The sequence below is a fragment of the Pseudolysinimonas sp. genome, assembly GCF_057350545.1.
Window position 1 is genome coordinate 1 of sequence record NZ_JBMRCP010000064.1, and the last position, 23417, is coordinate 23417.

The 23417-nt window shown below is 70.6% G+C and carries 29 protein-coding genes; 15 read left to right on the forward strand and 14 right to left on the reverse strand.

Annotated features, from left to right (window positions below):
• Positions 1 to 349, forward strand: a 349-nt coding sequence (locus ACO1X9_RS08935) for an aldo/keto reductase (RefSeq protein ID WP_486350475.1), incomplete at its 5' end; no start/stop codon positions are given.
• Positions 350 to 370: 21 nt separating this feature from the next.
• Here ACO1X9_RS08935 and ACO1X9_RS08940 read toward each other — a convergent pair.
• From ACO1X9_RS08940 to ACO1X9_RS08955, 4 genes are read right to left on the reverse strand one after another with little or no spacing between them, the layout of a single operon-like run.
• Positions 371 to 901 (reverse strand): hypothetical protein, encoded by a 531-nt coding sequence (locus tag ACO1X9_RS08940; RefSeq protein WP_486350476.1) that lies wholly within the window; start codon positions 899 to 901, stop codon positions 371 to 373.
• A 55-nt stretch (positions 902 to 956) separates the two neighbouring features.
• A complete protein-coding gene (locus ACO1X9_RS08945; RefSeq protein WP_486350477.1) occupies positions 957 to 1139 on the reverse strand; it encodes a DUF5302 domain-containing protein in 183 nt (60 codons plus the stop codon).
• Between the two features lie 9 nt (positions 1140 to 1148).
• Positions 1149 to 1556, reverse strand: a complete 408-nt coding sequence (locus ACO1X9_RS08950) for a thioredoxin family protein (protein WP_486350478.1) — start codon at positions 1554 to 1556, stop codon at positions 1149 to 1151.
• Between the two features lie 9 nt (positions 1557 to 1565).
• Positions 1566 to 2165 carry a DedA family protein gene (locus ACO1X9_RS08955; protein WP_486350479.1) on the reverse strand — a complete coding sequence of 200 codons (600 nt, stop codon included), beginning with the start codon at positions 2163 to 2165 and terminating at the stop codon, positions 1566 to 1568.
• A gap of 209 nt (positions 2166 to 2374) precedes the next feature.
• Here ACO1X9_RS08955 and ACO1X9_RS08960 point away from each other — a divergent pair, with 209 nt between their 5' ends.
• Positions 2375 to 4654, forward strand: a complete 2280-nt coding sequence (locus ACO1X9_RS08960) for a polyribonucleotide nucleotidyltransferase (protein WP_486350480.1) — start codon at positions 2375 to 2377, stop codon at positions 4652 to 4654.
• Between the two features lie 60 nt (positions 4655 to 4714).
• On the opposite strand, the gene ACO1X9_RS08965 is transcribed toward ACO1X9_RS08960, so the two are convergent.
• Positions 4715 to 5095: a hypothetical protein gene (locus ACO1X9_RS08965; protein ID WP_486350481.1), complete on the reverse strand. Its 381-nt coding sequence runs from the start codon at positions 5093 to 5095 to the stop codon at positions 4715 to 4717.
• 432 nt (positions 5096 to 5527) lie between these two features.
• Between ACO1X9_RS08965 and ACO1X9_RS08970 the strand changes: the two genes are divergently transcribed.
• Entirely contained in the window at positions 5528 to 6526 is a 999-nt protein-coding gene (locus tag ACO1X9_RS08970) for an aldo/keto reductase (protein WP_486350482.1), read from the forward strand.
• Positions 6527 to 6560: 34 nt separating this feature from the next.
• Here ACO1X9_RS08970 and ACO1X9_RS08975 read toward each other — a convergent pair whose 3' ends face one another.
• On the reverse strand, positions 6561 to 6941 hold the full coding sequence (locus tag ACO1X9_RS08975) for a hypothetical protein (RefSeq protein ID WP_486350483.1): 381 nt from the start codon (positions 6939 to 6941) through the stop codon (positions 6561 to 6563).
• A 108-nt stretch (positions 6942 to 7049) separates the two neighbouring features.
• Complete coding sequence (locus ACO1X9_RS08980; protein ID WP_486350484.1) at positions 7050 to 7652, reverse strand: TetR/AcrR family transcriptional regulator; 603 nt, start codon at positions 7650 to 7652, stop codon at positions 7050 to 7052.
• A 234-nt stretch (positions 7653 to 7886) separates the two neighbouring features.
• Between ACO1X9_RS08980 and ACO1X9_RS08985 the strand changes: the two genes are divergently transcribed.
• Together ACO1X9_RS08985 and ACO1X9_RS08990 are read left to right on the forward strand one after the other, a co-directional pair.
• Complete coding sequence (locus ACO1X9_RS08985) at positions 7887 to 9242, forward strand: M16 family metallopeptidase (protein WP_486350485.1); 1356 nt, start codon at positions 7887 to 7889, stop codon at positions 9240 to 9242.
• Between the two features lie 31 nt (positions 9243 to 9273).
• On the forward strand, positions 9274 to 9882 hold the full coding sequence (locus ACO1X9_RS08990; RefSeq protein ID WP_486350486.1) for a histidine phosphatase family protein: 609 nt from the start codon (positions 9274 to 9276) through the stop codon (positions 9880 to 9882).
• A 30-nt stretch (positions 9883 to 9912) separates the two neighbouring features.
• On the opposite strand, the gene ACO1X9_RS08995 is transcribed toward ACO1X9_RS08990, so the two are convergent.
• The 3 genes from ACO1X9_RS08995 to ACO1X9_RS09005 all read right to left on the reverse strand — a co-directional run bounded on the left by ACO1X9_RS08995 (position 9913) and on the right by ACO1X9_RS09005 (position 11356).
• Positions 9913 to 10236 carry a hypothetical protein gene (locus ACO1X9_RS08995; protein WP_486350487.1) on the reverse strand — a complete coding sequence of 108 codons (324 nt, stop codon included), beginning with the start codon at positions 10234 to 10236 and terminating at the stop codon, positions 9913 to 9915.
• Positions 10237 to 10324: 88 nt separating this feature from the next.
• Positions 10325 to 10852: a hypothetical protein gene (locus ACO1X9_RS09000; RefSeq protein WP_486350488.1), complete on the reverse strand. Its 528-nt coding sequence runs from the start codon at positions 10850 to 10852 to the stop codon at positions 10325 to 10327.
• A gap of 54 nt (positions 10853 to 10906) precedes the next feature.
• Positions 10907 to 11356 (reverse strand): GNAT family N-acetyltransferase, encoded by a 450-nt coding sequence (locus ACO1X9_RS09005; RefSeq protein WP_486350489.1) that lies wholly within the window; start codon positions 11354 to 11356, stop codon positions 10907 to 10909.
• 22 nt (positions 11357 to 11378) lie between these two features.
• On the opposite strand from ACO1X9_RS09005, the gene dapB reads away from it, so the two are divergent.
• Together dapB and ACO1X9_RS09015 are read left to right on the forward strand one after the other, a co-directional pair.
• A complete protein-coding gene (dapB, locus tag ACO1X9_RS09010) occupies positions 11379 to 12107 on the forward strand; it encodes a 4-hydroxy-tetrahydrodipicolinate reductase (RefSeq protein ID WP_486350490.1) in 729 nt (242 codons plus the stop codon).
• 13 nt (positions 12108 to 12120) lie between these two features.
• Positions 12121 to 12558, forward strand: coding sequence for a hypothetical protein (locus ACO1X9_RS09015; protein WP_486350491.1), 438 nt, complete (start codon positions 12121 to 12123; stop codon positions 12556 to 12558).
• On the opposite strand, the gene ACO1X9_RS09020 is transcribed toward ACO1X9_RS09015, so the two are convergent.
• Both ACO1X9_RS09020 and ACO1X9_RS09025 read right to left on the reverse strand, forming a co-directional pair.
• Positions 12545 to 13438, reverse strand: a complete 894-nt coding sequence (locus tag ACO1X9_RS09020) for a TIGR01777 family oxidoreductase (protein ID WP_486350492.1) — start codon at positions 13436 to 13438, stop codon at positions 12545 to 12547. The genes ACO1X9_RS09015 and ACO1X9_RS09020 overlap by 14 nt on opposite strands.
• 22 nt (positions 13439 to 13460) lie before the next feature.
• Positions 13461 to 13886, reverse strand: a complete 426-nt coding sequence (locus tag ACO1X9_RS09025; RefSeq protein ID WP_486350493.1) for an OsmC family protein — start codon at positions 13884 to 13886, stop codon at positions 13461 to 13463.
• A gap of 101 nt (positions 13887 to 13987) precedes the next feature.
• Here ACO1X9_RS09025 and thyX point away from each other — a divergent pair, with 101 nt between their 5' ends.
• From thyX to ACO1X9_RS09065, 8 genes are all read left to right on the forward strand, one after another.
• A complete protein-coding gene (gene thyX, locus ACO1X9_RS09030; RefSeq protein WP_486350514.1) occupies positions 13988 to 14686 on the forward strand; it encodes an FAD-dependent thymidylate synthase in 699 nt (232 codons plus the stop codon).
• Entirely contained in the window at positions 14683 to 15234 is a 552-nt protein-coding gene (locus ACO1X9_RS09035; protein ID WP_486350494.1) for a hypothetical protein, read from the forward strand. The genes thyX and ACO1X9_RS09035 overlap by 4 nt, the downstream gene beginning before the upstream one ends.
• Before the next feature lie 36 nt (positions 15235 to 15270).
• Entirely contained in the window at positions 15271 to 16245 is a 975-nt protein-coding gene (gene dapA, locus ACO1X9_RS09040) for a 4-hydroxy-tetrahydrodipicolinate synthase (protein ID WP_486350495.1), read from the forward strand.
• A complete protein-coding gene (locus tag ACO1X9_RS09045) occupies positions 16242 to 17915 on the forward strand; it encodes a ribonuclease J (protein ID WP_486350496.1) in 1674 nt (557 codons plus the stop codon). The genes dapA and ACO1X9_RS09045 overlap by 4 nt, the downstream gene beginning before the upstream one ends.
• Before the next feature lie 143 nt (positions 17916 to 18058).
• The gene (locus tag ACO1X9_RS09050; RefSeq protein WP_486350497.1) at positions 18059 to 19042 is read left to right on the forward strand and encodes an efflux RND transporter periplasmic adaptor subunit; all 984 of its coding nucleotides are present in this window, start codon (positions 18059 to 18061) and stop codon (positions 19040 to 19042) included.
• A 1-nt stretch (position 19043) separates the two neighbouring features.
• Positions 19044 to 19769 (forward strand): ABC transporter ATP-binding protein, encoded by a 726-nt coding sequence (locus ACO1X9_RS09055; protein WP_486350498.1) that lies wholly within the window; start codon positions 19044 to 19046, stop codon positions 19767 to 19769.
• A complete protein-coding gene (locus ACO1X9_RS09060) occupies positions 19766 to 21091 on the forward strand; it encodes an ABC transporter permease (RefSeq protein ID WP_486350499.1) in 1326 nt (441 codons plus the stop codon). The genes ACO1X9_RS09055 and ACO1X9_RS09060 overlap by 4 nt, the downstream gene beginning before the upstream one ends.
• A gap of 48 nt (positions 21092 to 21139) precedes the next feature.
• Complete coding sequence (locus ACO1X9_RS09065) at positions 21140 to 21841, forward strand: hypothetical protein (RefSeq protein WP_486350500.1); 702 nt, start codon at positions 21140 to 21142, stop codon at positions 21839 to 21841.
• Between the two features lie 16 nt (positions 21842 to 21857).
• Here the strand turns inward: ACO1X9_RS09065 and ACO1X9_RS09070 are convergent, their stop codons facing one another.
• Together ACO1X9_RS09070 and ACO1X9_RS09075 are read right to left on the reverse strand one after the other, a co-directional pair.
• Positions 21858 to 22757: an alpha/beta fold hydrolase gene (locus ACO1X9_RS09070; RefSeq protein WP_486350501.1), complete on the reverse strand. Its 900-nt coding sequence runs from the start codon at positions 22755 to 22757 to the stop codon at positions 21858 to 21860.
• Positions 22754 to 23392, reverse strand: a complete 639-nt coding sequence (locus ACO1X9_RS09075; RefSeq protein ID WP_486350502.1) for a TetR/AcrR family transcriptional regulator — start codon at positions 23390 to 23392, stop codon at positions 22754 to 22756. Before ACO1X9_RS09075 ends, ACO1X9_RS09070 begins: the two co-directional genes overlap by 4 nt.
• Positions 23393 to 23417: the final 25 nt, after the last annotated feature.

The window sequence follows — 23417 nt, forward strand, 5'->3', positions numbered from 1 at the left end:
CCCGTGGAGCCCGCTCGCCCGCGGTCGTCTCACGAAGCCGTGGGAGGACCGCGAGTCGCCGCGGGCCGGCACCGACCCGTTCACCGCGATGTACGACCGCGCGCAGGACTCGAACCGTCGCATCGTGGATGCCGTCGGCGCGGTCGCCGAGGAACGCGGCGTCACGCGCGCGCAGGTCGCACTCGCGTGGGTGCTCGGTCGCGACGTGGTGACGGCGCCCATCGTCGGAGCGACGAAGCCGCACCACCTCGACGACGCGCTCGCGGCGCTCGAGCTCGAGCTCACGCCCGAGGAGTGCGCGCGACTCGAGGAGCACTACACCCCGCGCCGGCACGAGGCGTTCGCCTGACCCGAATCGCGCCCGATGCGGTCAGCCGAGGTCGGGGTTGAAGCCCGAGGTCAGGATCACGACGCGCACGACGATGGCCGCGGCGGCGAAGATCAGGCCGAAGAGGCCGAGCACGCGACCGCGACCGGTGACGAGTGCGACGAGACCGAGCAGGGCGGCGAGGCCCGCGGTCACGAAGCCGCCGAAGAAGACGAAGAGCGCGACGATCGCGAGGCCTGCGGCGCCGAGCGCGGTGCCGACCCCGGAGAAGTCGCCGCTCGTGAGCGACGCGATCGTGCCGACGACGGCGATGATGCCGAAGACGAGGAACGCGATGTCGCCGAGCGACGTGAGCAGACCGAGCACGAACGACCAGGCGCCGACGCCGCGCTTCTTGCGCTCCACCACGACGGGCGCGGGCGCGGCGGCGGCCGGTGCGGCGACGACGTGGTCGGCGGCGGCAGGCTCGGCCACGACCGGCGCGGGCTCCGCGGCCGTCGCGGGCACCGGGGCGACCGGCTCCGCAGGCGTGGTGGCGGGAACAGCGGACTCAGGCGTCTTCGCGTCGGACATGGCACGACTGTAGTGGTCGCGCCGCTCCGGAGTCACGGCCCTGAGGAGCTGCGGGTCAGCCGCTCTTGCGGCGGAACTCCCGCTTGCCGCCCGCGGCACCCTGTGTGCCGTGGATGGCCGACTCGCCGTCGAGGTGGGCGGGCCGCTCCTGCGCGTTCTTCTTCTTCCGCTCGAGTGCCTCGCGGAACTTGCGCTTGCTCTCCTCCGAGGGAGAGGTGTCGGCGGGCTTCTCGTCCATGGGGCGAGCTTACCGACCGGCGTCGACGGAGTCGTCGACCGCGTTCTGCTGCTGCGCGATCTGGGCGCGGACGGCATCCATGTCGAGCTCGCGCACCTTGCCGATGAGGTCGTCGAGGACGGGGCGGGGGAGTGCTCCGGCCTGCGAGAAGACGCCGATGCCGTCGCGGAAGATCATGAGCGTCGGGATCGAGCGGATGTCGAGCGCCTGCGAGAGCCCCTGCTCGGCTTCGGTGTCGACCTTCGCGAACGTCATGTCGGAGTTGTCCTCGGCCGCCGCCTCGTAGATCGGGGCGAACGCGAGGCACGGGCCGCACCAGCCCGCCCAGAAGTCGACGAGCACGATGCCCGACTCGGAGGTCGGCTCGAGGATCGTGGACTCGAAGGTGTCAGCGGTCAGGGCGACGGTAGCGGCCATGCCTCCAGCCTATGCACGCCGGGCTGCGATCCGCTGGACCGCGAGGTCGACCACGACGCCGAGCGCGATCGCGACGACGACCGAGATGCCGATCGCCACGAGGGGCGAGTCGGGGAGCGCCGCTCCGAACAGCGCGCCGACGGAGAGGTTGTACACCGCCCAGGCGAGGCCTGCGACGGCGGCGAGTGGCAGGAAGCGTCGCGGCGGGAGTCCCGCGGCCCCGGCCGAGAGGTTCACCGCGATGCGGGCGTAGGGGACGTAGCGGGCCGTGAAGATCAGCACGGCGGGCCGGCTGAGCACCGTGCGTCGAGCCCGGGCGAGGGCGCGCGCGACGCGGCCCTGGCGCATCCACGCCCAGCGGTCGAGGCCGACGCGCCGTCCGATGAGGTAGCAGAGGGTGTCGCCCACGAGCGCTCCGACCGCGGCGACCGGCACGAGCAGCCCGACGGCGGGCTCGCCGCTCGCCGCGGCGAGGGCGCCGAGCGCGACGACGACCGTCTCGCTCGGCACGATCACGAGGAACGCGTCGGCGACGACGAGGAGGAACAGCACGGGGTAGATCCACGGCGACGCCGCGAGCTCGAGCACCGCGCCGGCGATCTCCTCCATGCGGCGTTTCTACCTGGTCGCGGTGAACTTCCGGTATCATGGCCGAGGCTGTCATTCGGCAGCCGTACCCGGAGCAGGCCGCACGAGGCTGGTCACCGGTGGTGGTCTTCTGAACCATCTGAGCGTTCAGAGCACTTCTACTGTTGGCCAGAACTGGCCCCGGAGGGCTCTTCTGCATGCCCCTGCTCCTGAATGAAGAGGAGCGACCCATGGAGGGTCCAGAAATCAAGTTCGCCGAGACCGTTCTCGACAACGGCAAGTTCGGCAAGCGCACCGTCCGATTCGAGACCGGCCGTCTCGCCCAGCAGGCGCAGGGCGCCGTCGCCGCCTACCTCGACGAGGAGACGATGCTGCTCTCCGCCACGAGCGTCGGCAAGCACCCGCGTGAGGGTTTCGACTTCTTCCCGCTGACCGTGGATGTCGAGGAGCGTTCCTACGCCGCCGGCAAGATCCCCGGCTCGTTCTTCCGTCGCGAGGGCCGCCCCTCGACCGAGGCGATCCTCGTCTGCCGTCTCATCGACCGGCCGCTGCGTCCGTCGTTCGCCGACGGCATCCGCAACGAGGTGCAGGTCGTCATCACCGTCCTGAGCATCGCCCCCGACGAGTTCTACGACGCGCTCGCGATCAACGCAGCCTCCGCGTCCACGCAGATCTCGGGCCTGCCCTTCGACGGCCCGATCGCCGGCGTGCGCCTCGCGCTCATCGGCGACCAGTGGGTCGTCTTCCCCAAGCACAGCCAGCTCGCCGACGCCGTCTTCGACCTCACGGTCGCCGGCCGCGTCGTCACGAACGCCGACGGCTCGGAAGACGTCGCGATCATGATGGTCGAGGCCGAGGCCACCGAAGGCGCGTGGAACCTCATCGAAGGCGGCGCGACCAAGCCGAGCGAGGATGTCGTCGCCCAGGGGCTCGACGCCGCGAAGCCGTTCATCGCGCAGCTCGTGAAGGCTCAGCAGGAGCTCGCCGCGCAGAGCGCGAAGGCGGTTCGTGACTACCCGCTCTTCCTCGACTACACGCAGGACGCCTACGACGCCGTCGCCGGTCTCGCCTACGACGAGCTCGTCGGCATCTACCAGATCGCCGACAAGAAGGAGCGCCAGGACGCCGACGACGCCCTCAAGGAGCGCGTCAAGCTCGCGATCAACGACAAGGTCAACGCCGGGGAGCTCGGCGGCGACATCCCGCCGATGGTCTCCGCGGCCTACAAGTCGGTCACGAAGAAGATCGTGCGCAGCCGCATCCTCAACGACGGCGTGCGCATCGACGGCCGTGGCGTCGCCGACATCCGTCAGCTCGACGCCGAGGTGGAGGTCATCCCGCGCGTTCACGGCTCGGCGATCTTCCAGCGCGGCGAGACCCAGATCCTCGGGGTCACGACGCTCAACATGCTCAAGATGGAGCAGCAGATCGACTCGCTGGCGCCCGTCACGAAGAAGCGCTACCTGCACCACTACAACTTCCCGCCCTACTCGACCGGTGAGACCGGCCGCGTCGGGTCGCCGAAGCGTCGCGAGATCGGGCACGGCTTCCTCGCCGAGCGCGCGCTCGTACCGGTGCTGCCCGCGCGTGAGGACTTCCCCTACGCGATCCGCCAGGTGTCGGAGGCGCTGAGCTCCAACGGCTCCACGTCGATGGGCTCGGTCTGCGCCTCGACCCTCTCGCTGCTCAACGCCGGTGTGCCGCTCAAGGCCCCCGTCGCGGGCATCGCGATGGGCCTCGTGTCGGAGACGATCGACGGCGAGACCAAGTACGCCGCGCTCACCGACATCCTCGGCGCCGAAGACGCGCTCGGCGACATGGACTTCAAGGTCGCCGGCACGTCGGAGTTCGTCACCGCGCTCCAGCTCGACACGAAGCTCTCGGGGCTCCCCGCGTCGGTGCTCGCCGGTGCGCTGAGCCAGGCCAAGGAGGCGCGCCTGCGCATCCTCGCGGTCATGAACGAAGCGATCGACGGACCGGACGAGATGGCCGCCACCGCCCCGCGCGTGATCTCGGTGAACATCCCGGTCGACAAGATCGGCGAGCTCATCGGTCCGAAGGGCAAGACGATCAACGCGATCCAGGACTCGACGGGCGCCGACATCTCGATCGAGGAGGACGGCACCGTCTTCATCGGTGCGGTCGACGGCCCGTCCGCTGAGGCGGCTCGCGCTCAGGTGCTCGCGATCGGCAACCCGATCAACCCCGAGGTGGGCGAGCGCTTCCTGGGAACGGTCGTCAAGATCGCGACCTTCGGCGCGTTCGTCTCGCTCATGCCGGGCAAGGACGGCCTGCTGCACATCTCCGAGGTGCGCAAGCTCGCCGGCGGCAAGCGCGTCGAGAACGTCGAGGACGTGCTCGGCGTCGGCCAGAAGATCATGGTCGAGATCACCAAGATGGACGACAAGGGCAAGCTGTCGCTCGCCCCGGTCGTCGACGACGCGGAGGGTGGCGACACCGACTCGTCCGCCGCGGCGAGCGAGGGCCCGGAGGCTCCCGCCGAGGGCTGATCTCGCCCCGCAACGACCGGATGCCGTCCCGCACTCAGCGGGGCGGCATCCGTCGTTCGATCAGTAGTAGTAGACCGGGGCCGCGGAGGCGGCGAGGGTCGTCGCCACGCCGACGAGGATCACGAGCGCGAGCCCGCCCGTGAGCAGCCCGAGCACGAGGGTGCGGCGGTGCGCCGGTACGAGCAGGCCGCACGTGACGATCGCCGCGTAGACGAGCACGATGAGTACGAGGAACGGGACGACACCCGACGGGTCGCCGCCCGTGAGGCACTCGGGTGGCGTCGGGTAGATCGCGATGCACGCCTGCGCGGGGCGGGGCAGCGCCCAGAGCACGCCGATCGCGAGCACCGCGAGGATGCCGGTCGGTAGGAGCCACCAGGCGAGGGAGCGCGGGCGCGCCGTCGCCGTGTCGGCCGGGGCTGAGTCGTCGATCGCGGTCATGGCGGCATCCTCTCGGCCCGGACGGGCCCTCACTGGATACGACGCGCGACAGGGCGGGAACGTTGGGTCGCGCTCGCGGAGCGGCCCTGGCGAGGGGCCGCGACCCCGACCGTCGTTGGGCGGAATCACGACCCCTCATTCAAAGGGCGACGGTCCCACCGTGCGCTGTGGACGATGGGGCTCCCGGATGGTGTGCATCCGCGCGCGTCCAACCTACGTCCGCGGCGCCGTCGAGCGGGAGGGGTTGACCCCGAGTTCGTCGATCGTTCACCGCGATCCGTCCCCCGAACGGGGGCTCGGTGTACCTCGTAACGATTCGGCCACGTCACCCGTCCACGGCGAAGACGCCGGGTTACCTTCGGAGCACGAGGTACGCGCCGCCCCCGCAGCCGGCACGTCGCAGGCGCGTGAGCGGGGTCGAGGAGGCGCCGAATGAGCGAGGACATCGCCCCGGTGGCGACACCGCCGACCGCCATGCCCGCCGTCGATTCCGGGCCGCAGCCGACCGTGCCTCCCGTGCGGCGCGGCGTCGGCCCGTCCGAACTCCGCGTCTTCCCGATCGCGCTCTCCGGCAACGTGTTCGGCTGGACCGCCGACGCGGCCGACAGCGAACGGATGCTCGACGCCTACGTCGCCCTCGGCGGCAACTTCGTCGACACCGCCGACTCCTATGCGGGAGGGCGGAGCGAGATCATCCTCGGCAACTGGGTGCGTTCGCGCGGGTCGCGCGACGACCTCGTGCTCGCGACGAAGGTCGGCAAGAGCGCCGACAACCCGGGGCTCTCCGCGCGGGCGATCCGCACGAGCGTCGAGGCGTCGCTGCGGCGACTCCGCACCGACAGGATCGACCTGCTCTACCTGCACATCGACGATCCCGACGTGCCGTTCGAGGAGACGCTGCTCGCCGTCGACGAGCTCGTGCGCGCCGGCAAGGTGCGCTACTTCGGCGGCTCGCACCACACCGGTGACCGACTCTACGAGGCGCGCATCGCGTCGGCGCAACTCGGCGTCGCCCACATGGTGGCGCTGCAGAACCAGTACAACCTGGTGTTCCGGCAGGAGTACGAGCAGGGTCTCGCGCGCGTGGCCCACGACCTCATGCTCGGCGTCATGCCGCGCTTCGCGCTCGCGAGCGGATTCCTCACCGGCAAGTACCGCGCGAAGGCAGACCTCGACGGGTCGCGCCGAGCGGAGGTCGGCCGGTACCTGAACCGGTCGGGGTTGCGTGTGCTCGCCGCGCTCGATGCGGTCGCCGCCGAACACGAGGCACCGCCCGCGACGGTCGCGCTCGCCTGGCTGCTGAGCAAGCCGAGCGTCGTCGCCCCCGTCGTCTCGGCGAGCGCCGTCGATCAGGTGTTCGACCTCGTCGCGGCCGCGCACCTGCGGCTCACGCGATCGCAGCTGACAGCACTGGACCGCGCGAGCCGGTAGCCCGCGCGGTCCAGGGTGCTGCGTCGAGGTGGGGTCAGCCGGTGACGCCGGGGATGTAGAGGTCGAGGCGCGCGCCCAGGCCGAACACGAACCAGATGATGAGCAGGATGATCGCGATGAGCGTGATCGCGACGCCTCCGCGACGGGCGCTGCCGCGGAAGGCGAGCTGGATGAGCAACAGGATCACGAGGATGAAGCCGAGGAGCGGCGTCGTGAACTCGAGTTCGCCGATCGACAGCGGGATGCCGCGCACGAACAGCGAGATGAGGAACAGCACCGCGGTGATGATCTGGAGCACCGCGAGGATCGCGGCTCCACCGCGGGTGCGGGTGATGCCGTCGATGAGGGCGAGGATGCCACCGGCGGCGGCGATAAAGAACATGAGGCTGAGTTCGATGGCGAACGTGACGGTCACGGGTCCGACCTTCCTGTCAGGCCACGGCGGGCGCCGGGCGTCCCGAGCATAGTGGCGCACAGCATCCGCCCGCCCCTCTTTCGGGGGGCGTCCAGGGAGTGCTAGGGGTCAGTGCGTCGCTTCGGCGATGACGCGCTCGAAGGTGCGGGTCAGCGCTGCCGCCGCAGCGACCGGATCGCCCGCGTAGCCGCCGCTCATCGCTCCGTCGCGGGCCAGCACCAACTCGTCGGCGGCGTCACCCGGCATCGGGTGTCCGAGGGCGCGCGTGCAGCGCTCGAGCATCGTCGCGTACCACTCGCGGTGCTCCCGCACGGCGAGTCGCACGGGGTGGTCGGCGTCGGAGAACTCCGCCGCGGCGTTGATGAACGGGCAGCCGCGGAAGTCGGGGGAGTCGATCTGGGCGAGCACGGCATCCCGCACCGCCCGCAGGAGCTCGACGGGCGAGCCGGCCTCGTCGGCGATCACCGCGAACGCCTGGGCGATGAGTCGGTGGCGATAGCCGATGTACGCGGTGATCACCCGGTCTTTCGACCCGTAGTGCTTGTAGAAGGTCGCCTTCGTGACGCTCGACGCGGCGATGAGCCGGTCGACGCCGACCGATCGGATGCCCTCGTCGTAGAAGAGCTCCGCGGCGGTCAGCAGGATGCGGAGCTTCGCCGGCGCCTCGGGCAGCTCGGTGAGAGGCGGATCGATCCGGATCTGCAGGCTCATGGTGGGCACAGGTGGCTCTCTCGGAATGCTCTCGAACAGGGGGCGGTCGTGCCCGCCAGGGGTTCGCGGGCACGACCGGGTCGCGGAGGTTCGGGTCATCCGCGACAACGGACCCCGGGGGAGGTCCGCGTCGCCAGATTAGCACGGAGGACAGACAGATCGGTATGTCCCCCTGAAGGCGGACACCCCCCAGTCGGCGGGCCACGATCGCACGAGTGACGTAGGCTCGATCCGATGAACGGCGCCATCGCGTTCCCGCTCGACACCCCCGAGCTGGAGATCGCCGCATCCGGCGGGGCTCTCGTCCGGCGAACCGTCCTCCCGAGCGGCGTCCGCATCCTCAGCGAACGCGTGCCGGGCTCACAGAGCGCGACCGTCGGCTTCTGGGTGGCCGTGGGCTCCCGCGACGAACTGCCGGTCACCTACGGGTCGACACACTTCCTCGAGCACCTCCTCTTCAAGGGCACGACGACGCGCACGGCGCTCGACATCGCCGTCGCCTTCGACTCGGTCGGCGGCGAGCACAACGCGATGACCGCCAAGGAGTACACCTGCTACTACGCGAAGGTGCGCGATCAAGACCTCCCGATGGCGGTCGGCGTGCTCGCCGACATGTTCACGTCGTCGCTCCTCGACCCTGACGAGTTCGAGAGCGAACGCGGCGTCATCCTCGAGGAACTCGCCATGGCCGACGACGACCCGTCGGATGTCGTGAGCGAGCGGTTCTTCGAGGCCGTGTTCGGCGAACACCCGTTGGGCCGCCCGATCGGCGGCAACCCGGAGGCGATCTCGGCGGTCACCCGTGAGGCCGTCTGGCAGCATTACGGCGCCAACTACCGTCCTCAAGACCTCGTCATCTCGGTCGCCGGCGCCGTCGATCACGACGCCCTCGTCGGGTGGGTCGTCGCGGCACTGGAGACCGCGGGGTGGAACCTCTCGCTGTCGGCCATGCCGGTCGCTCGCCGCGATCCGACCCACGATCTCATCGAGCGCGGCAGCCCCCTCGTCATCGTCGACCGTCCGCTCGAGCAGACCAACCTGCTGCTCGGAGTGGCGGGTCTGCACGCCGCCGACGAGCGCCGCCCGGTGCTCACCGTGCTCAACTCGGTGCTCGGCGGCGGGATGTCGTCGCGGCTCTTCCAAGAGATCCGCGAGAAGCGCGGGCTGACGTACTCGGTCTACTCGTTCGCCGGTTCCTACGCCGACGCCGGCATCATGGGGCTCTACGCGGGCTGCACGCCGAAGAAGGCGCCCCAGGTGGCGCGGCTCATGCTCGACGAGTTCCATCGCCTCGCGAGCGACGGAATCACCGACGAGGAGTTGCGACGTGCCCGCGGTCAACTCGGGGGAGCGTCGGCCCTCGCGCTCGAGGACTCCGACACCCGGATGACCAGGCTCGGACGCTCCGAGCTGACGTCGGGGGAGTTCGTCGACCTCGACGAGAGCCTTCGGCGCCTCGCGGCCGTCACCGCATCCGATGTTCGCGAGCTCGCCGCTGAGCTCGCGGCGCGACCGCTGTCGGTCGCTGCCGTCGGCGTCGTCGACGCCGAGGCGCTCGCGGGCCTCGACGGCTCGACGATCGCCGCCTGATCCACCCCCACCGGCAAGGAGGCCGGAGCACATGCCATCCCGCTACCTGTATCTCGTGCGCCACGGCGAACAACAAGACGCCGAACACGGCCTGCCCGACGGTCCGTTGAGCCCGCGCGGCGTCCGTCAGGCGACGGCCGTCGCGGAACGCCTCGGCGGCGTGCCGTTCGCCGGAGCGTGGACCTCGCCGCTCCAGCGCGCCCAGGAGACCGCCGCCATTCTGACCGAGCGACTGCCCGCCCTCACCCCGGCGCCGTCCGCGCTGCTGATGGACTGCATCCCGTCAGGGCCGGCTCCCGACCTCCCGCACGCCTTCGAGCCGTTCTTCGGCGGCGTCACCGACGAGGAGATCGCCGCGGGCGAGGCGCAGATGGCCGACGCCGTCGCCGAGTGGATGTCGCCGCCCTCCGGAGACGATCGCCACGAGCTGCTCATCACCCACAACTTCGTGATCGGCTGGTTCGTGCGCGAGGTGTTCGGCGCCCCGTCGTGGCGCTGGCTCGGCGTCAACCAGGCGAACTGCGGGCTCACCATCATCCGCGTGCGCTCGGCGAAGCCCCCCGTGCTCGTCACGCACAACGACCTCGGCCACCTCCCGCCGGAGCTGCGCACGGGCCTCTCGGTCGAGCAGCCCTACTGAGGCGCGCCTCGGTGGGCGGGTAGCCGGAGGTCAGCGCGTCGCGTCGCGACCCTCGACCCCGCCGGGATCGTCCTCATCGGCGTCGTCGTCGGGGTCGAGCACGAACTCCTCGAAGTCGCCGCGGAAGGTGCGAAACGCGACGCGGAGGAAGACCAGCTCCAGGACGACCGCGACGAGGGCGAGGCCGAACCCCGGCGGCTGGCTGGTGATCCCCAGGACGACGCCGGCCACGAGCAGGACTCCGGCGAACAGGACATTCGCGACCGCGCCGATCCGGCCGAACGGGCCGAGAGGGCCCGACACCTGGAAGGCGCTGCGGTGCATCCCGTCGAGGTACAGGTCGAGCCACCTCATACCGACACCGTCCGTGAACCGGGAGGCCGGAGCTCCTTGCGGAAGCATCGGGTCGCGTTCGCGTAGCTGCGAATGCGACAGCAGAGGCTCAGTCCCATCGGGAACCGTAGAACGGTGTCCCCTGACCCGAGATCGGGAACCAGGCTTCCGGTAGCGCATAGGCCGGTGTTTCGTGGAGTTGGTACTGGATGACAGCGTCCTGGCGTTCGAAGAGGATCAGGTGCGCCGGATCGCCGTCACCCCACTCGCATGACGACACGTATGAGCGGTCGTCGAACGGTGCGACCGTCATCGGTCCGAAGAACTGCTCAACTCGGTCGTTCGTTGCGAACGCATACGCGAATCCTGAACGCACGCCCGCTTCGCGCGGCTGTTCCCACGGGAAGCCGAGCGCGTCGGCGACGACCTCATCGGTTGCGCCGCACACCAGTACGAGACGAGTCCAATCGCCCTCTACCAACGAGTCGAAGTCAAGGTTCGCCTGTTTCGAGGGCTCGTTGGGGCGAAGCTGATCCTCGATGGCGATCGTCAGTGGATTCTGCGGTTCTCCGTTGCCGCATCCCGCGAGGCAGACCGCAGTTGCGAGCGAGACCAAGAGGACGACGACGCGGCGCACGACCCGAGGTTAGTCTCGCTACTCGGTTCGGAGCGCCATCGGAGAGCTCCCGCTTTAAGCGAGACCCTTCGAGAACCAGTGGGTCGCGTTCGGGTTGTCGTTGTAGGGCTCGACGTCGACGTAGCCCGACGAGCGGTAGAGGGCCTGCGCTGCCGTGAGACGCTCGTTGGTGTCGAGTACGACCTCGGTGGCGCCGACCTCCGCCGCCCGCCGTTCGAGTTCGAGCAGCAGGGCCCGGCCGAGACCGGTGCCGCGTGCGGCGGGTCGCACCCACAGGTGCTTCACCTCGGCGCGATCGGGGGAGAGCATCCGGATGCCGCCGCCCCCGACCGCCTCACCGTCGACGTACGCGACGACGAAGACCCCGGCGGGCGGTGTGAAGACCGCCGGGTCGGGGCGGTACGTGCGGTAGCCCGGCATCCCGAGCTCCCGGCTCTCGAAGTACTCGCCGAGCAGTTCGTCCGCGGTCGGCGCATCGACGGGGGTGGGCACGAAGTCGGGCACGTGCCAACCCTAAGCTGGAGGCATGGCAACCTCGGTCGCGATCGTCGGTGCGAGCGGCCGGATGGGGCGACTCGTCGATCGGCTGCTCTCCGAGAGCGACGGCTTCGACGTGCACGCCCGCCTCGGGCGCGACGACTCGCTCGACCAGCTCGACGGCGCCGACCTCGTGCTCGACGTCAGCCTCCCGGCCGTCTCACCGCAGGTGGTGTCCGCGGCGCTCGACCGCCGCATCCCGATCGTCGTCGGCACGTCGGGATGGACGAGCGACCGCATCGCGCCCGTCGCCTCGCGGATCGACGCCGACCCCGGGCTCACCGCGATCTTCATCCCCAACTTCTCGCTCGGGGCGGCCCTCGCGACGCGGTTCGCCGAGCTCGCCGCGCCCTACTTCGAGTCGATCGAGATCCTCGAGGCGCACCACTCCGGCAAGACCGATTCGCCGTCGGGCACCGCGATCCGCACCGCGGAGCTCATCGCGGCGGCGCGCAGCGAGCTCGGGCCCGTCGCGGCACCGCACGCGGATCAGCGCGCGCGCGGCCAGCTGGTCGCGAGCGTGCCGGTGCACTCGCTGCGCATGTCGGGGGTGTCGGCGCGGCAGGAGGTCGTGCTCGGCGGTGAAGGCGAGACCGTGCGCATCGTGCACGAGACGCTCTCCGACTCGTCGTACGAGCCGGGCATCCTGCTCGCCCTGCGCGCCGCGGGCACCACGACGGGCCTCGTCGTCGGACTCGGCTCGCTGCTCGGTCTCTGAGCGGAACCGCATCGTGCGCACCAAACTCGCCGTCGCCGTCATGGCCGCGCTGCTCGTGATCTACCTCGTGTTCGCGATCCGCTACGGGGCGTTGCTCATCGGCGTCGGCGAGCCGGTCGCGATCGGGATGGGCGTCGCGCTGCTCGCGCTGCCCGTGCTGGCGATCTGGGCTCTCGTCGCGGAGTTGCCCTTCGCGGTGCGCGCCGAACGGCTCGGCGTGCGGCTCGGCGCGGAGGGCGCGCTTCCCGCCGAGGAGCTGCCGCTGCTGCCGAGCGGACGGATCGACCGCGCGGCCGCCGCCGAGGTGTTCCCGGCCTATCAGGCGGCGACCGAAGCCGCGCCGGAGGACTGGCGCACGTGGTACCGGCTCGGGCTCGCCTACGACGCCGCGGGCGACCGACGACGCGCCCGGTGGGCGACGCGTCAGGCGATCCGACTCAGTCGCGCCTGAGGGCCGCCTGCACGGCGGCGTCGATCGTGTCGTGCCGCCACTCGAAGCCGTCCTCGGCAAGCCTCTGCGGCACGAGTTGCACATCGTCGAGCAGCAGGTGCTGCCCGGCCTCGCCGAGCGCGAGCCGGATGGCGGCCGCCGGAGCGGGCAACCAGCGGGGACGCCCGAGCGCCTTCGCGAACGCCGCCGTCACCTCGTCGCTCGTCGCGGGGGTCGGCCCCGCGAGCACCACGGGTCCGGCGAGCTTCGACGTGAGGAGGTGGATGATCGCGCGCACCTCGTCGTCGAGCGAGATCCACGGCCAGTACTGCGTCCCGGGCAGGATGCGCGAGCCGAGCATGAACGTCGTCAGCAGCCGTACGGGCGTGAGCCCGCCCGACTTCGCGACGACGACGCTCGTGCGGAGGTTGACGACGCGGGTCGCGGCCGGCGCGAGTGCCGCAGCCTGCTCCCACGCGAGCACGAGGTCGGCGAGGAAGCCGTCGCCGCGCGGCGAGTCGTCGTCGAGGCGCACGCGGGGCCGGTCGCCGTAGAACCCGATCGCCGACCCGGAGAGGAACGTCGCGGGCGGCGACGACATCCCGGCCATCGTCTCGGCGAGCAGCGTCGTGGGCGCGATGCGCGAGCTCACGAGCTCGCGCTTGTAGCCCGTCGTCCACGGGATCCGCGAGATCGAGGCACCGGAGAGGTTGATGACCGCGTCGGCACCCTCGAGCACCGAGGGGTCGAGCTCACCCGCCGCGGGATTCCAATGGAACTCGCCGGCGCGGCGGGGCTCGCGCCGCACGAGGGCCTCGACCTCGTGCCCCTCGGTGCGCAGCGCGCGTACGAGCGGCTCCCCGATCATCCCGGACGCGCCGGAGATGACGATGCGGCTCATCTTCTGCTCCTCGCGGCCCGGCCTAGGCCAGGCTCGCCTCGAGCGTGATGGTCGTGCCCGCGAGGGCCTTCGAGACGGGGCAGTTCGCCTTCGCGTCGTCGGCGAGGCGCTGGAACTCCTCCGGCTCGAGACCCGGCACCTTCGCGCTCACGAGCAGGTGGATGCCGGTGATGCCCTCGCCGGGCTGGAACGTCACGGCCGCGGTGACCTGGAGGCTTTCCGGCGCGTGACCGGCACCGCCGAGCGCGTTCGAGAACGCCATCGAGTAGCACGCCGAGTGGGCGGCGCCGAGCAGCTCCTCGGGGTTGGTGCGGCCCGGCTCACCCTCGGAGCGGGCCTGCCAGGTGACCGGGAACTCGCCCGCGTCGGAGGAGTCGAGGCTCGTCGTGCCCGACCCCGACTTCAGGTCGCCGAACCAGAGCGTCGTTGCTTCAGAGGTGAGTGCCATGGCCCGAGCCTATGTCGGGGCGCGTCGAGGCGGCACCCCCGCGGCGACGGGCTAACGTGAAGGTCGTGTCCGAGCCTCGCGAAATCCAGTTCCGTTCCGACATGACCGTGGAGCTCGTGCGTTCGAGCGCCCACGACTCCGACGTCGTCTTCGCCGCGCGCGTGTCGACGATGGGGGAGCAGACCCTCGAGGATGCCGCCTCCGGTGTCGATGCCGGGTCGAAAGACAAGGGGCTCATCAACTTCCTCATGCGAGACCGCCACGGGTCGCCGTTCGAGCACAACTCGATGACGTTCTACGTGCAGGCCCCGCTGTTCGTCTTCCGCGAGTTCATGCGCCACCGCATCGCCTCGTACAACGAGGAGTCGGGCCGCTACCGCGAGATGCGACCCGTCTTCTACGTGCCGGCTCCGGAGCGGAACCTCGTGCAGGTCGGCAAACCCGGCGCCTACGATTTCATCCCGGGCACCCGCGAGCAGACCGAGCTCGCGGTGTCGTCCGGGAAGGCCGTCGCGGAGTTCGCCTACGCCGAGTACCAGCGCCAGCTCGAGGCCGGCATCGCGCGCGAGGTTGCCCGCACGGTGCTGCCGCTGTCGCTCTACTCGTCGATGTACGTGACGATGAACGCCCGGTCGCTCATGAACTTCCTGTCGCTGCGCACGAAGCGCCCCGACTCGCACTTCCCCTCGTTCCCGCAGCGCGAGATCGAGATGGTCGCCGAGCTCATGGAGGAGGCGTGGAAGCCGCTCATGCCGCTCACGCACGCCGCGTTCGAGTCCGGCGGCCGCGTCGCCCCGTGAGCGCGCCGCAGACGGCCCCCGACCATCGGAGCCCGGCGGGCACGCTGCAGCATCCCCGGAACCCGTGGTTCGGCTTCCTGTACGCGGCCATCCTCCTCACCGGCGCCGCCGCAGGCTCGGTGATGTTCGCGCTCGGCTGGCGCGAGGCGGTGGCGTTCGAGATGTACGGACAGCGCAGCGAGGGTTTCGTGCTGACCGCACCGGTGCTGAGCGCGGCGGGCGGCGTGCTGATGCTCGTGCGCGCGATCCTCGCGGTCGCGCCCTGGGTGAGGTATCGGAGCGCGGTCCCGCGCGACCGCAGGCTGCTCGCGCTGGCGCAGGACCGCTCGAACTCGACGATGCCGATCGTGATGGCGCTGTTCTTCGGGGTGTCCGCCCTCGGCGGGTTCGTGCTGCTCGCAGGTTTCGCTCGACCGTCCGACGTGTTCGGCGCCGCCGTGCTCCTCCAACTCGAGGCGCTCCTGCTGTTCGTCGCCATTCTGTGCCTCAAGGGCGGCATCCAGGCGATCTGGGCCAACCGACACCTCGCCGCACGCACGGCAGGCTGAGCCGGAGGCTCCGCGCAGACCGATACCCTGAGGTACGTGACTTCAGAGAATCCCTTCGGCCAGGTGCTCGTCGCGCTCGTGACTCCGTTCACGCACGACGGAGAGGTGCTGTGGGCCGACGTCGAGAAGCACATCGACGACGTCATCACCCACGGTGCCGACGGCATCGTGGTGACCGGCACGACCGGCGAGACGAGCACGCTCACCGACCCCGAGAAGATCAAGCTGGTCGAGGTCGCGAAGGATGTCGCGGCGGGGCGCGCCAAGGTCATCACGGGCGGCGGGTCGAACGAGACGGCGCACGCGATCGAGCTCTATAAGAAGAGCGAGAAGGCCGGCGCCGACGGGGTCATGATCGTCACGCCGTACTACAACAAGCCGACGCAGGCGGGCATCCTCACCCACTTCCGCATGGTCGCCGACGCGACCGATCTGCCGGTGATCCTCTACGACATCCCGGGCCGCACGGGGGTGCCGATCAAGTACGAGACGCTCCTGCGCGCCGCGAAGCACCCCAACATCCTGGGCGTGAAGGATGCCAAGGGCGACCTCAGCGAGGTCAGCCGGGTGATGAACCAGACCGACCTCATGTACTTCGCGGGCGACGACGGCAACGCGCTGCCGACCCTCGCGATCGGCGGCACGGGACTCATCGGCGTGACCGCGAACATCGCGCCCGAGCCGTACCGCCGCATGGTCGATGCGATCAACGCGAACGACCTCGCGACGGCGCAGGCGGCGCACAAGGCGCTCGAGCCGCTCGTGCGGGCGACCATGACGCACGTGCCCGGCACGGTCGCGGCGAAATACATCCTCCACGGCTTCGGCCGCATCTCGAGCCCGCGCGTGCGGCTCCCGCTCGTCGGCCCGGAAGACCACGAGGCGCAGCTCATCGAAGACGAGATCGCCCTCGTCACGGACATCGACGGGGTGGATGCCAAGAGCTTCCGTCCCGACGCCAACGCGGCCGCCGGTGGCGCGCTGCCCAAGATCGCAGGTACCACACGATGAACGAACTGCTCACCCCGCCGAAGCTCGCGCCCGGCACGCTCCGGGTGGTGCCGCTCGGCGGCCTCGGCGAGATCGGCCGCAACATGACGGCCTACGAGATCGACGGTCGCATCCTCATCGTCGACGTCGGCGTGCTCTTCCCCGAGGAGCACCAGCCGGGCGTCGACCTGATCCTGCCCGACTTCACGCCGATCCGTGAGCGTCTCGACGACATCGTCGGGGTCGTGCTGACACACGGCCACGAAGACCACATCGGCGCCGTGCCCTACCTGCTGCGCCTGCGCCGCGACATCCCGCTCTACGGCTCGAAGCTCACCCTCGCCCTGGTCGAGGCGAAGCTGCGCGAGCACAAGATCCAGCCGACGACCCGGGTCGTCAAAGAGGGCCAGGTCGAGCGGCTCGAGGGCTTCGAGCTCGAGTTCGTCGCCGTCAACCACTCCATCCCCGACGCGCTCGCCGTCGCCATCCGCACGACCGCGGGGCTTGTGCTCCACACCGGCGACTTCAAGATGGATCAGCTGCCGCTCGACGGCCGCATCACCGACCTGCGTGCCTTCGCGCGGCTCGGTGAAGAGGGGGTCGACCTCTTCCTGCCCGATTCGACCAACGCCGACGTGCCCGGGTTCACGCCTCTCGAGCGCGACATCGGGCCGGTGCTCGAGAACGTCATCTCGCGCGCGCGGAAGCGGGTGATCGTCGCATCGTTCTCGAGCCACGTGCACCGGGTGCAGCAGGTGCTGGATGCCGCGGTCGCCAACGAGCGGCACGTCGCGTTCGTCGGCCGGTCGATGGTGCGCAACATGGGCATCGCCGCCGACCTCGGGTACCTCAACGTGCCGCCGGGCGTCATCGTCGACCTCAAGACCGCCATCACGATGCCCGACGATCGCGTCGTCTTCATGAGCACCGGATCGCAGGGTGAGCCCATGGCGGTGCTCGCGCGGATGTCGAACCAGGACCACCAGATCGAGGTGGGCGAGGGCGACACGATCATCCTCGCCTCGAGCCTCATCCCGGGCAACGAGAACGCCGTCTACCGCGTGATCAACGGCCTCACCAAGCTCGGCGCGAACGTCGTGCACAAGGGCAACGCGAAGGTGCACACCTCCGGTCACGCCTCGGCGGGCGAGTTGCTCTACTGCTACAACATCATCAAGCCGCGCAACGTGTTGCCGGTGCACGGTGAGGCCCGACACCTGCGCGCGGCCGCCGACCTCGCGATCGAGACCGGGGTCGCGCCCGCGCAGACGCTCATCGGCGAGAACGGCGTCGTCGTCGACCTGCGCGACGGCGTGGCGAAGATCGTCGGCCAGCTCGACATCGGGTTCGTCTACGTCGACGGCTCGACCGTCGGCGAGATCACCGACGCCGACCTGAAGGATCGCCGCATCCTCGCCGAGGAGGGCTTCATCTCGATCTTCATCGCGCTCGACTCCCAGACCGGCAAGATCATCGTCGGCCCCGAGATCCAGGCGCGCGGCTTCGCCGAAGACGACGCGGTGTTCGACGGCATCCGTCCGCAGATCGTGAAGGCGCTGCTCGAGGCCGCGCAGAGCGGCACCAACGATCAGCACGGCTTCCAGCAGGTGGTGCGGCGCACCGTCGGCCGGTGGGTCAACACCCAGCACCGCCGACGGCCGATGATCATCCCGGTCGTCATCGAGGCGTAGCCGGGCGGACCGGTTCCCGGAATCATCCTTGCGGACGATCGAGAGTCGCCGAAAGTTGGGATGCGATCGGGGTTCTCTCCTGATTCGATGAGAGCACCGCGTGTCAGGGCACGCGGCATCACCCGTGGAATTGGAGAGCGCCCATGTCCGTCGCCCGCAAGTGGGTCTTCCCGATCCTCCGGATCGTCGTCTTCGCCGCCATCGCCGTGGCTCTCGTGAAGCTCGCCTTCTTCGGGAGCTCGTCGGCCGGCGCCGGGGGAGAGCTGCCGACCGGCGGCGTCGTCGACCCGCAGGTGCCCGTGATGATCGGCACCGTCAGCAACGACGTCGTGCTGAGCGGCACGGTGAAGGCCGACGACGCGGTGCCCGTGAAGGCTCCGCTCGGTGGCGAGGTCATCTCGCTCGACGTGGGGGTCGGCTCGACCGTCTCCGCGGGACAGCAGTTCGCCGTGGTGAAGGGCACGAACTCCGCGGGCCGCACCGTGACGGTCGGTGTCGTCGCTCCCGTCGCCGGCACGATCTCGTCGCTCTCGATCGTGGTGACCCAGCAGACCACCGCGGGGACCGTCGTCGCGCAGATCGCGCCGCCCGGCTTCTACGTCACCGCATCGGTGCAGCCCGTCGACCGCTACCGTCTCGCCGCAGCTCCGGCCGAGGCGACCGTGACCGTGACCGGGGGTCCCGCGCCCTTCACCTGCACGAGCCTCACGGTGCGGACGCCCCTCGCCGGCTCGGGCACCGGCTCGGGCGACGGCGAGAACCCGGGCACGGGCGACCCCGGTGCGGGATCGGGCACGACGGCGCGGTGCGTCGTGCCGGCGGACGTCACGGTCTTCCCCGACCTGACGGCCCAGCTCACGATCTCGGCCGGTGTCGCCGAGAACGTGCTCGTCGTGCCGGTCACATCGGTGCTCGGCTCGGCCGAGTCGGGCGTCGTTTACGTTGTGATCGATCCGGAGACCGGCGAGACCGAGGAGCGTCAGGTGACGCTCGGCCTCTCCGACGGCATCAACGTCGAGATCGTCGACGGCCTCGAGGAGGGCGAGCTCGTGATGCAGTTCGTCCCCGGCGCCCCGGCCGACCCGGGGATGCCGATCGAGGGGCCGATCGTCGGCTTCGGCGGCTGACATGGCGTTCGTGGAACTGGAGGGCGTGACGCGCTCCGTAGAACTCCCCGACGGCGGAAGGCTCGACATCCTCAAGGGTGTCGACCTCGCCGTCGAGATCGGCGACCACGTGAGCATCGTCGGACGCTCCGGCAGCGGCAAGTCGACGCTGCTCAACCTGCTCGGCCTCATCGACACCCCGACGAGCGGCCGGCTCGAATTCGACGGCACCCCGCTCGACAAGCTGGATGCCGGCGAACGCGACCGTCGCCGGGGCCGCGACGTCGGCTTCATCTTCCAGCAGTTCAACCTCCTGCCGGGGCGCACGGCGCTCGAGAACGTCACGACGCCGCTGCTCTACGCGACGGGGACGCAGTTCTGGCGGCGCGAGAGGCTCGCGAGCGAGATGCTCGACCGTGTCGGCCTCGGTGCACGGCTGAAGTCGACGCCCGACCAGCTCTCCGGCGGCGAGCAGCAGCGCGTCGCGATCGCGCGCGCCCTCGTGCGCGGACCGCGGCTCATCCTCGCCGACGAGCCCACGGGCGCCCTCGACGTCGAGACCGGCGCAAGCGTCATGGAACTGCTGGATGCCGCTGCCGAGCAGGCGGGCGCGGCGCTCATCACGATCACGCACGACCCGAATGTCGCCGCCCTCGCGCGTCGGCACTACCGCCTCGACGGTGGCGTGCTGCACGAGGTCGCGGCGTCGCGCGTGCAGGATCTCGCCGCGACGGGGGCCACCCTGTGAGCGGCGAGCACTCGACCGCGGTCGAGCGTGTCGACGTACCGCCGCCCGTGCCCGGCAAGGCGCCCGTGGCGAAGGGCGAGTCGGGTCTCGCGCGCGGCTGGACCGGGTTCGTGGGGTCGCTCGTCGAGGCGTGGGCCGAGCTGCGCATCCACAAGACGCAGGTCCTGCTGAGCCTCATCGGCGTGGGCGTCGCGGTGACCGCGCTCACGGGCGTCGTCGCCGCCGGTGCGATCGCGACGCAGGCGAGCGTCGAGTCGTTCGAGCGCAGCGGCGGTCGGCCGGCGACGATCGGGATGTACGCGTACAACGCGGCGACCGGCGCGCAGCCTGCGAAGGCCGACCTCGACCGGGCGTTCTTCGCGGCGATGGAGCGCTACGGAGTGACGCACGTGAATCGCACGATCTACGGCGGCTTCTCGGTGCAGTTCCCGGACGGTGTCTTGGGCATCTCGGCGCTCGGCGTCGACCAGCCCTACGGCGTCATGCACCGGATCTCGCTCGAGCAGGGCTCGTGGTTCACCGCGCGCGATGCCGAGCGCCTCGCGCCGGCGATCGTCGTGAGCGAGGAGATCTGGGAACGGTTGGGGTCGCCGAACCTGCGCCTCGACCCGGTGCTCGGGATCGTCACGCCGACCGGCACGGTCGATGCGATCATCGTCGGCGTGACACCGAAGCAGTCGCTCGACGGCTCGTTCCTGCAGGCCCACATGCTCAACGACGACTACGACGCGTTCGCGCCGCCGCAGGATCCGAACTACCCGCAGTTGCCAACCTACGAGGCGTGGGTGCCGCCGGAGGCCGCCGCCGATCTCGTGCCGGCGATCCAGCGCGACATCGCGGGCTCGCTCGGCGAAGACTGGCAGGTCGACATCCAGCGTCAGGACTACCTGGCCTGGGAGGGGCTCGGCGACCCGCTGCTCATCCCGAAGATCATCGTCGTCGGCATCGCGGTGCTCGTCATGGCGCTCGGCGCCCTGGGGTTGCTCAACATCGCGCTCGTGACCGTGCGCCACCGCATCCGCGAGATCGGCATCCGTCGCGCCTTCGGGGCGACCGCGGGTCGGGTGTTCTTCTCGGTCATGATGGAGAGCGTCGTCGCGACCTTCGTCGCCGGGCTCGCGGGTGTGCTGCTCGCGATCGTGCTCATCCGCAACCCGATCACCGAGTCGTACATCGCCCTCGGAGTGCAGGACATCCCCGGCTTCCCCGTCGAGGCGGCGCTCATCGGCCTGGGCTCCGCGACCCTCGTCGGGGCGCTCGCCGGGCTCCTCCCGGCCCTCGTCGCGGTGCGGGTCAAGGTGATCGACGCGATCCGGTATTAGCCGGGACCCCACTATCGCCGGGCTAGGCGGAGCGGCCATGATGTGGGCATGACGACCCGTGCCCGGTTCCTCGGCGCCGCCCCGCTGCTCGCCGCCGTGCTCGTGCTGACCGCGTGCGGGCCGGGCGGGACCCCGTCGGGGAGCGGCACCCCGTCCGGCTCCCCGACGGCGGCGCCGACCGTCGGCGCGACGCCGACGCCGACGCCGACCGTGCGCCCGGCGCTCGACGAACTGGCGCTCGGCCCTGACGGCTTCGCGGAGTTGCCCCTCGGAGAGCCGGCGTCGTCGGATCCCGCGCTCTCGCTGGTCGCTTTCGATCCGGCGGGATGCTCGGGCGCCGGACTCTGGTCGGCGCATGCGAGTTACGTGTCGACCGACCCCGACGTCTACGGGGTCGGCACCGCCTTCTCGGTGACCGACGCCTCGGGCGCGGGTCCGACCGGCACGATCACGCGCATCGACCTCAACGCCCGCGACATCCCGACCACCGCGGGCATCCGGTTCGGCGACGGCCGCGCCGCCGTCGAGGCGGCCTATCCCGGCGTCACCGTCGTCGACGCGGACCTCACCGACGTCTACGTCGTCCCCGGCGCGAACGGGCAACTGCTCGTCGAGGTCGCGAGCGACCCGTCGTACTGGGCGGGGTTCCGTCCTGACGAGACCGTGGTCTACATCCACGCGTCGACATCCGACTGGGGTGTCTTCTCGGTCGCGGCCAGCGAGAATCTGCTCGGCGTCTGCTTCGAGTGAGGTGACGCGGGTGTGATCAGCGTCCCTCGACGTCGTCGAGGAAGCCGGTGATCGCGGCGAGCACGAGGTCGTGTGCCTCGAGCTGAGCCCAGTGTCCGCAGTCCGCGACGGCCACGATCCGCGCCCGGGGCATCCTGTCGGCCGCGCGTCGCGAGCCCGCAATCGGCACCATCCGATCGTCCTCGCCGTGCACGAACAGGGCCGGCACAGCGATCGTGTCGACGAGGTCGCTCACGTCGTTGCTCATCCCGTGCCACGTGACCGTCGCCTGGTTGTACCGCCCGTAGGCGATGCCGCCGAGCGGATGACGGGCTTCGCGCACGAACTCGTCGACGCTCTCCGTGGGCAGCGTCGTCGGGTCCTTCGCGATGGACCGCATCGTCGATCGGGCGAAGCGGTTCGCGAGCCGGGCGAGGGGGAGCAGGATGCTGTCGGGCAGCCGGGTCGCGAGCCACGCGGATGCGTGGGCGACGGGTCCGCCGACACGGTCGACGAGGCCGCCCGGAGCGATGAGCACGAGCCCGGCGACACGGTCTGGATGCCGCAGGGCCAGGTGCAGCGCGACGTCGCCACCCATCGACACGCCGCCGACGACGGCGTGGGCGATCCCGAGGGCATCGAGCAGGGCGACCGCGGTGTCGGCGAGGGCGTCCGGCCCACCCACGGGCGGCACCTCGATGCTTCCGCCGAAGCCCGGGAGGTCGGGGGCGACGACCAGGCGGTCGCGACCGAGCGGTGCGAGTAGCCGGTACCAGGAGATCGCGGCGCTGTCGGTACCTCCGCCGTGCAGCAGCAGGAGGGGCGTTCGCCCTCCGCCCGCGCTCGGTTCACCCGCGGCGAGCACGCGAAGTCGCCCCGCTGCGACGTCGACGTGCAGCTCGCGGCTTCCGGGCGGTCGGAGCCGGGTCGTGGTCACGCGTCCTCCAGGTCGGCGATGAGCGCGTCGGTGAAGCGCAGGATGGCGGCGCGTCCGGGGGTGGTGTCGTCGACCTCGACGTCGGCCGCGCGCGCGATGAGGTCGGCCATTCCGAGCACGAGCGCCTCCACGTCATCCCCGTGGGCACGGGTGACGAGGCCGCGGCTCCACACCGTGAGATTGGCGGCGAACACGTCGGCATCGAGGTCGACCGCGACCGTGCCGGCGTGCTGGAGCTCGCCGATGAGCGCAGCGCCGAGGAGCGCGCGCGGGCGATGGTCGTCGGCGCGCGACCGGGTGAGCCGCCCGACGGGTGACGGATCGTCCCGGTAGAAGCGCAGCAGCGCGGGCCGGGCGCGGAGCGCCGCGAGCGAGCTCAGGAACAGCCGGGAGAGGAGCCCTCCGCGCGGATCGACGGCGACGAGCCCGGCGGTGTGCCGAGTGGCGAGGGAGAGCTCGCGTCGTACGAGGGCGACGAGCAGTGCGTCCTTGCCCGCGAATCGCAGATAGAGAACGCCTTTCGCGACGCCCGCGCGGGCGGCGACGTCGTCCATCCTGACGGCGCTGAAGCCGCGCTCGGCGACGAGTTCGGCGGCGGCGTCGAGGATCACGGACGTCGGGATGCTGGGGCGCATGGTGGCGAGTCTAAATGACCAGATG

Coding starts and splice junctions, on each gene's coding strand:
- ACO1X9_RS08940 (WP_486350476.1), bottom strand. CDS start 901: ATGTCCGACGCGAAGACGCCTGAGTCCGCTGTTCCCGCCACCACGCCT.
- ACO1X9_RS09075 (WP_486350502.1), bottom strand. CDS start 23,392: ATGCGCCCCAGCATCCCGACGTCCGTGATCCTCGACGCCGCCGCCGAA.
- ACO1X9_RS08945 (WP_486350477.1), bottom strand. CDS start 1,139: ATGGACGAGAAGCCCGCCGACACCTCTCCCTCGGAGGAGAGCAAGCGC.
- ACO1X9_RS09020 (WP_486350492.1), bottom strand. CDS start 13,438: ATGAGCCGCATCGTCATCTCCGGCGCGTCCGGGATGATCGGGGAGCCG.
- ACO1X9_RS08990 (WP_486350486.1), top strand. CDS start 9,274: ATGCCATCCCGCTACCTGTATCTCGTGCGCCACGGCGAACAACAAGAC.
- ACO1X9_RS08995 (WP_486350487.1), bottom strand. CDS start 10,236: ATGAGGTGGCTCGACCTGTACCTCGACGGGATGCACCGCAGCGCCTTC.
- ACO1X9_RS09045 (WP_486350496.1), top strand. CDS start 16,242: ATGAACGAACTGCTCACCCCGCCGAAGCTCGCGCCCGGCACGCTCCGG.
- ACO1X9_RS08960 (WP_486350480.1), top strand. CDS start 2,375: ATGGAGGGTCCAGAAATCAAGTTCGCCGAGACCGTTCTCGACAACGGC.
- ACO1X9_RS08955 (WP_486350479.1), bottom strand. CDS start 2,165: ATGGAGGAGATCGCCGGCGCGGTGCTCGAGCTCGCGGCGTCGCCGTGG.
- ACO1X9_RS09065 (WP_486350500.1), top strand. CDS start 21,140: ATGACGACCCGTGCCCGGTTCCTCGGCGCCGCCCCGCTGCTCGCCGCC.
- ACO1X9_RS08985 (WP_486350485.1), top strand. CDS start 7,887: ATGAACGGCGCCATCGCGTTCCCGCTCGACACCCCCGAGCTGGAGATC.
- thyX (WP_486350514.1), top strand. CDS start 13,988: ATGACCGTGGAGCTCGTGCGTTCGAGCGCCCACGACTCCGACGTCGTC.
- ACO1X9_RS08965 (WP_486350481.1), bottom strand. CDS start 5,095: ATGACCGCGATCGACGACTCAGCCCCGGCCGACACGGCGACGGCGCGC.
- ACO1X9_RS09050 (WP_486350497.1), top strand. CDS start 18,059: ATGTCCGTCGCCCGCAAGTGGGTCTTCCCGATCCTCCGGATCGTCGTC.
- dapB (WP_486350490.1), top strand. CDS start 11,379: ATGGCAACCTCGGTCGCGATCGTCGGTGCGAGCGGCCGGATGGGGCGA.
- ACO1X9_RS08980 (WP_486350484.1), bottom strand. CDS start 7,652: ATGAGCCTGCAGATCCGGATCGATCCGCCTCTCACCGAGCTGCCCGAG.
- ACO1X9_RS08950 (WP_486350478.1), bottom strand. CDS start 1,556: ATGGCCGCTACCGTCGCCCTGACCGCTGACACCTTCGAGTCCACGATC.
- ACO1X9_RS09055 (WP_486350498.1), top strand. CDS start 19,044: ATGGCGTTCGTGGAACTGGAGGGCGTGACGCGCTCCGTAGAACTCCCC.
- ACO1X9_RS09025 (WP_486350493.1), bottom strand. CDS start 13,886: ATGGCACTCACCTCTGAAGCAACGACGCTCTGGTTCGGCGACCTGAAG.
- ACO1X9_RS08970 (WP_486350482.1), top strand. CDS start 5,528: ATGAGCGAGGACATCGCCCCGGTGGCGACACCGCCGACCGCCATGCCC.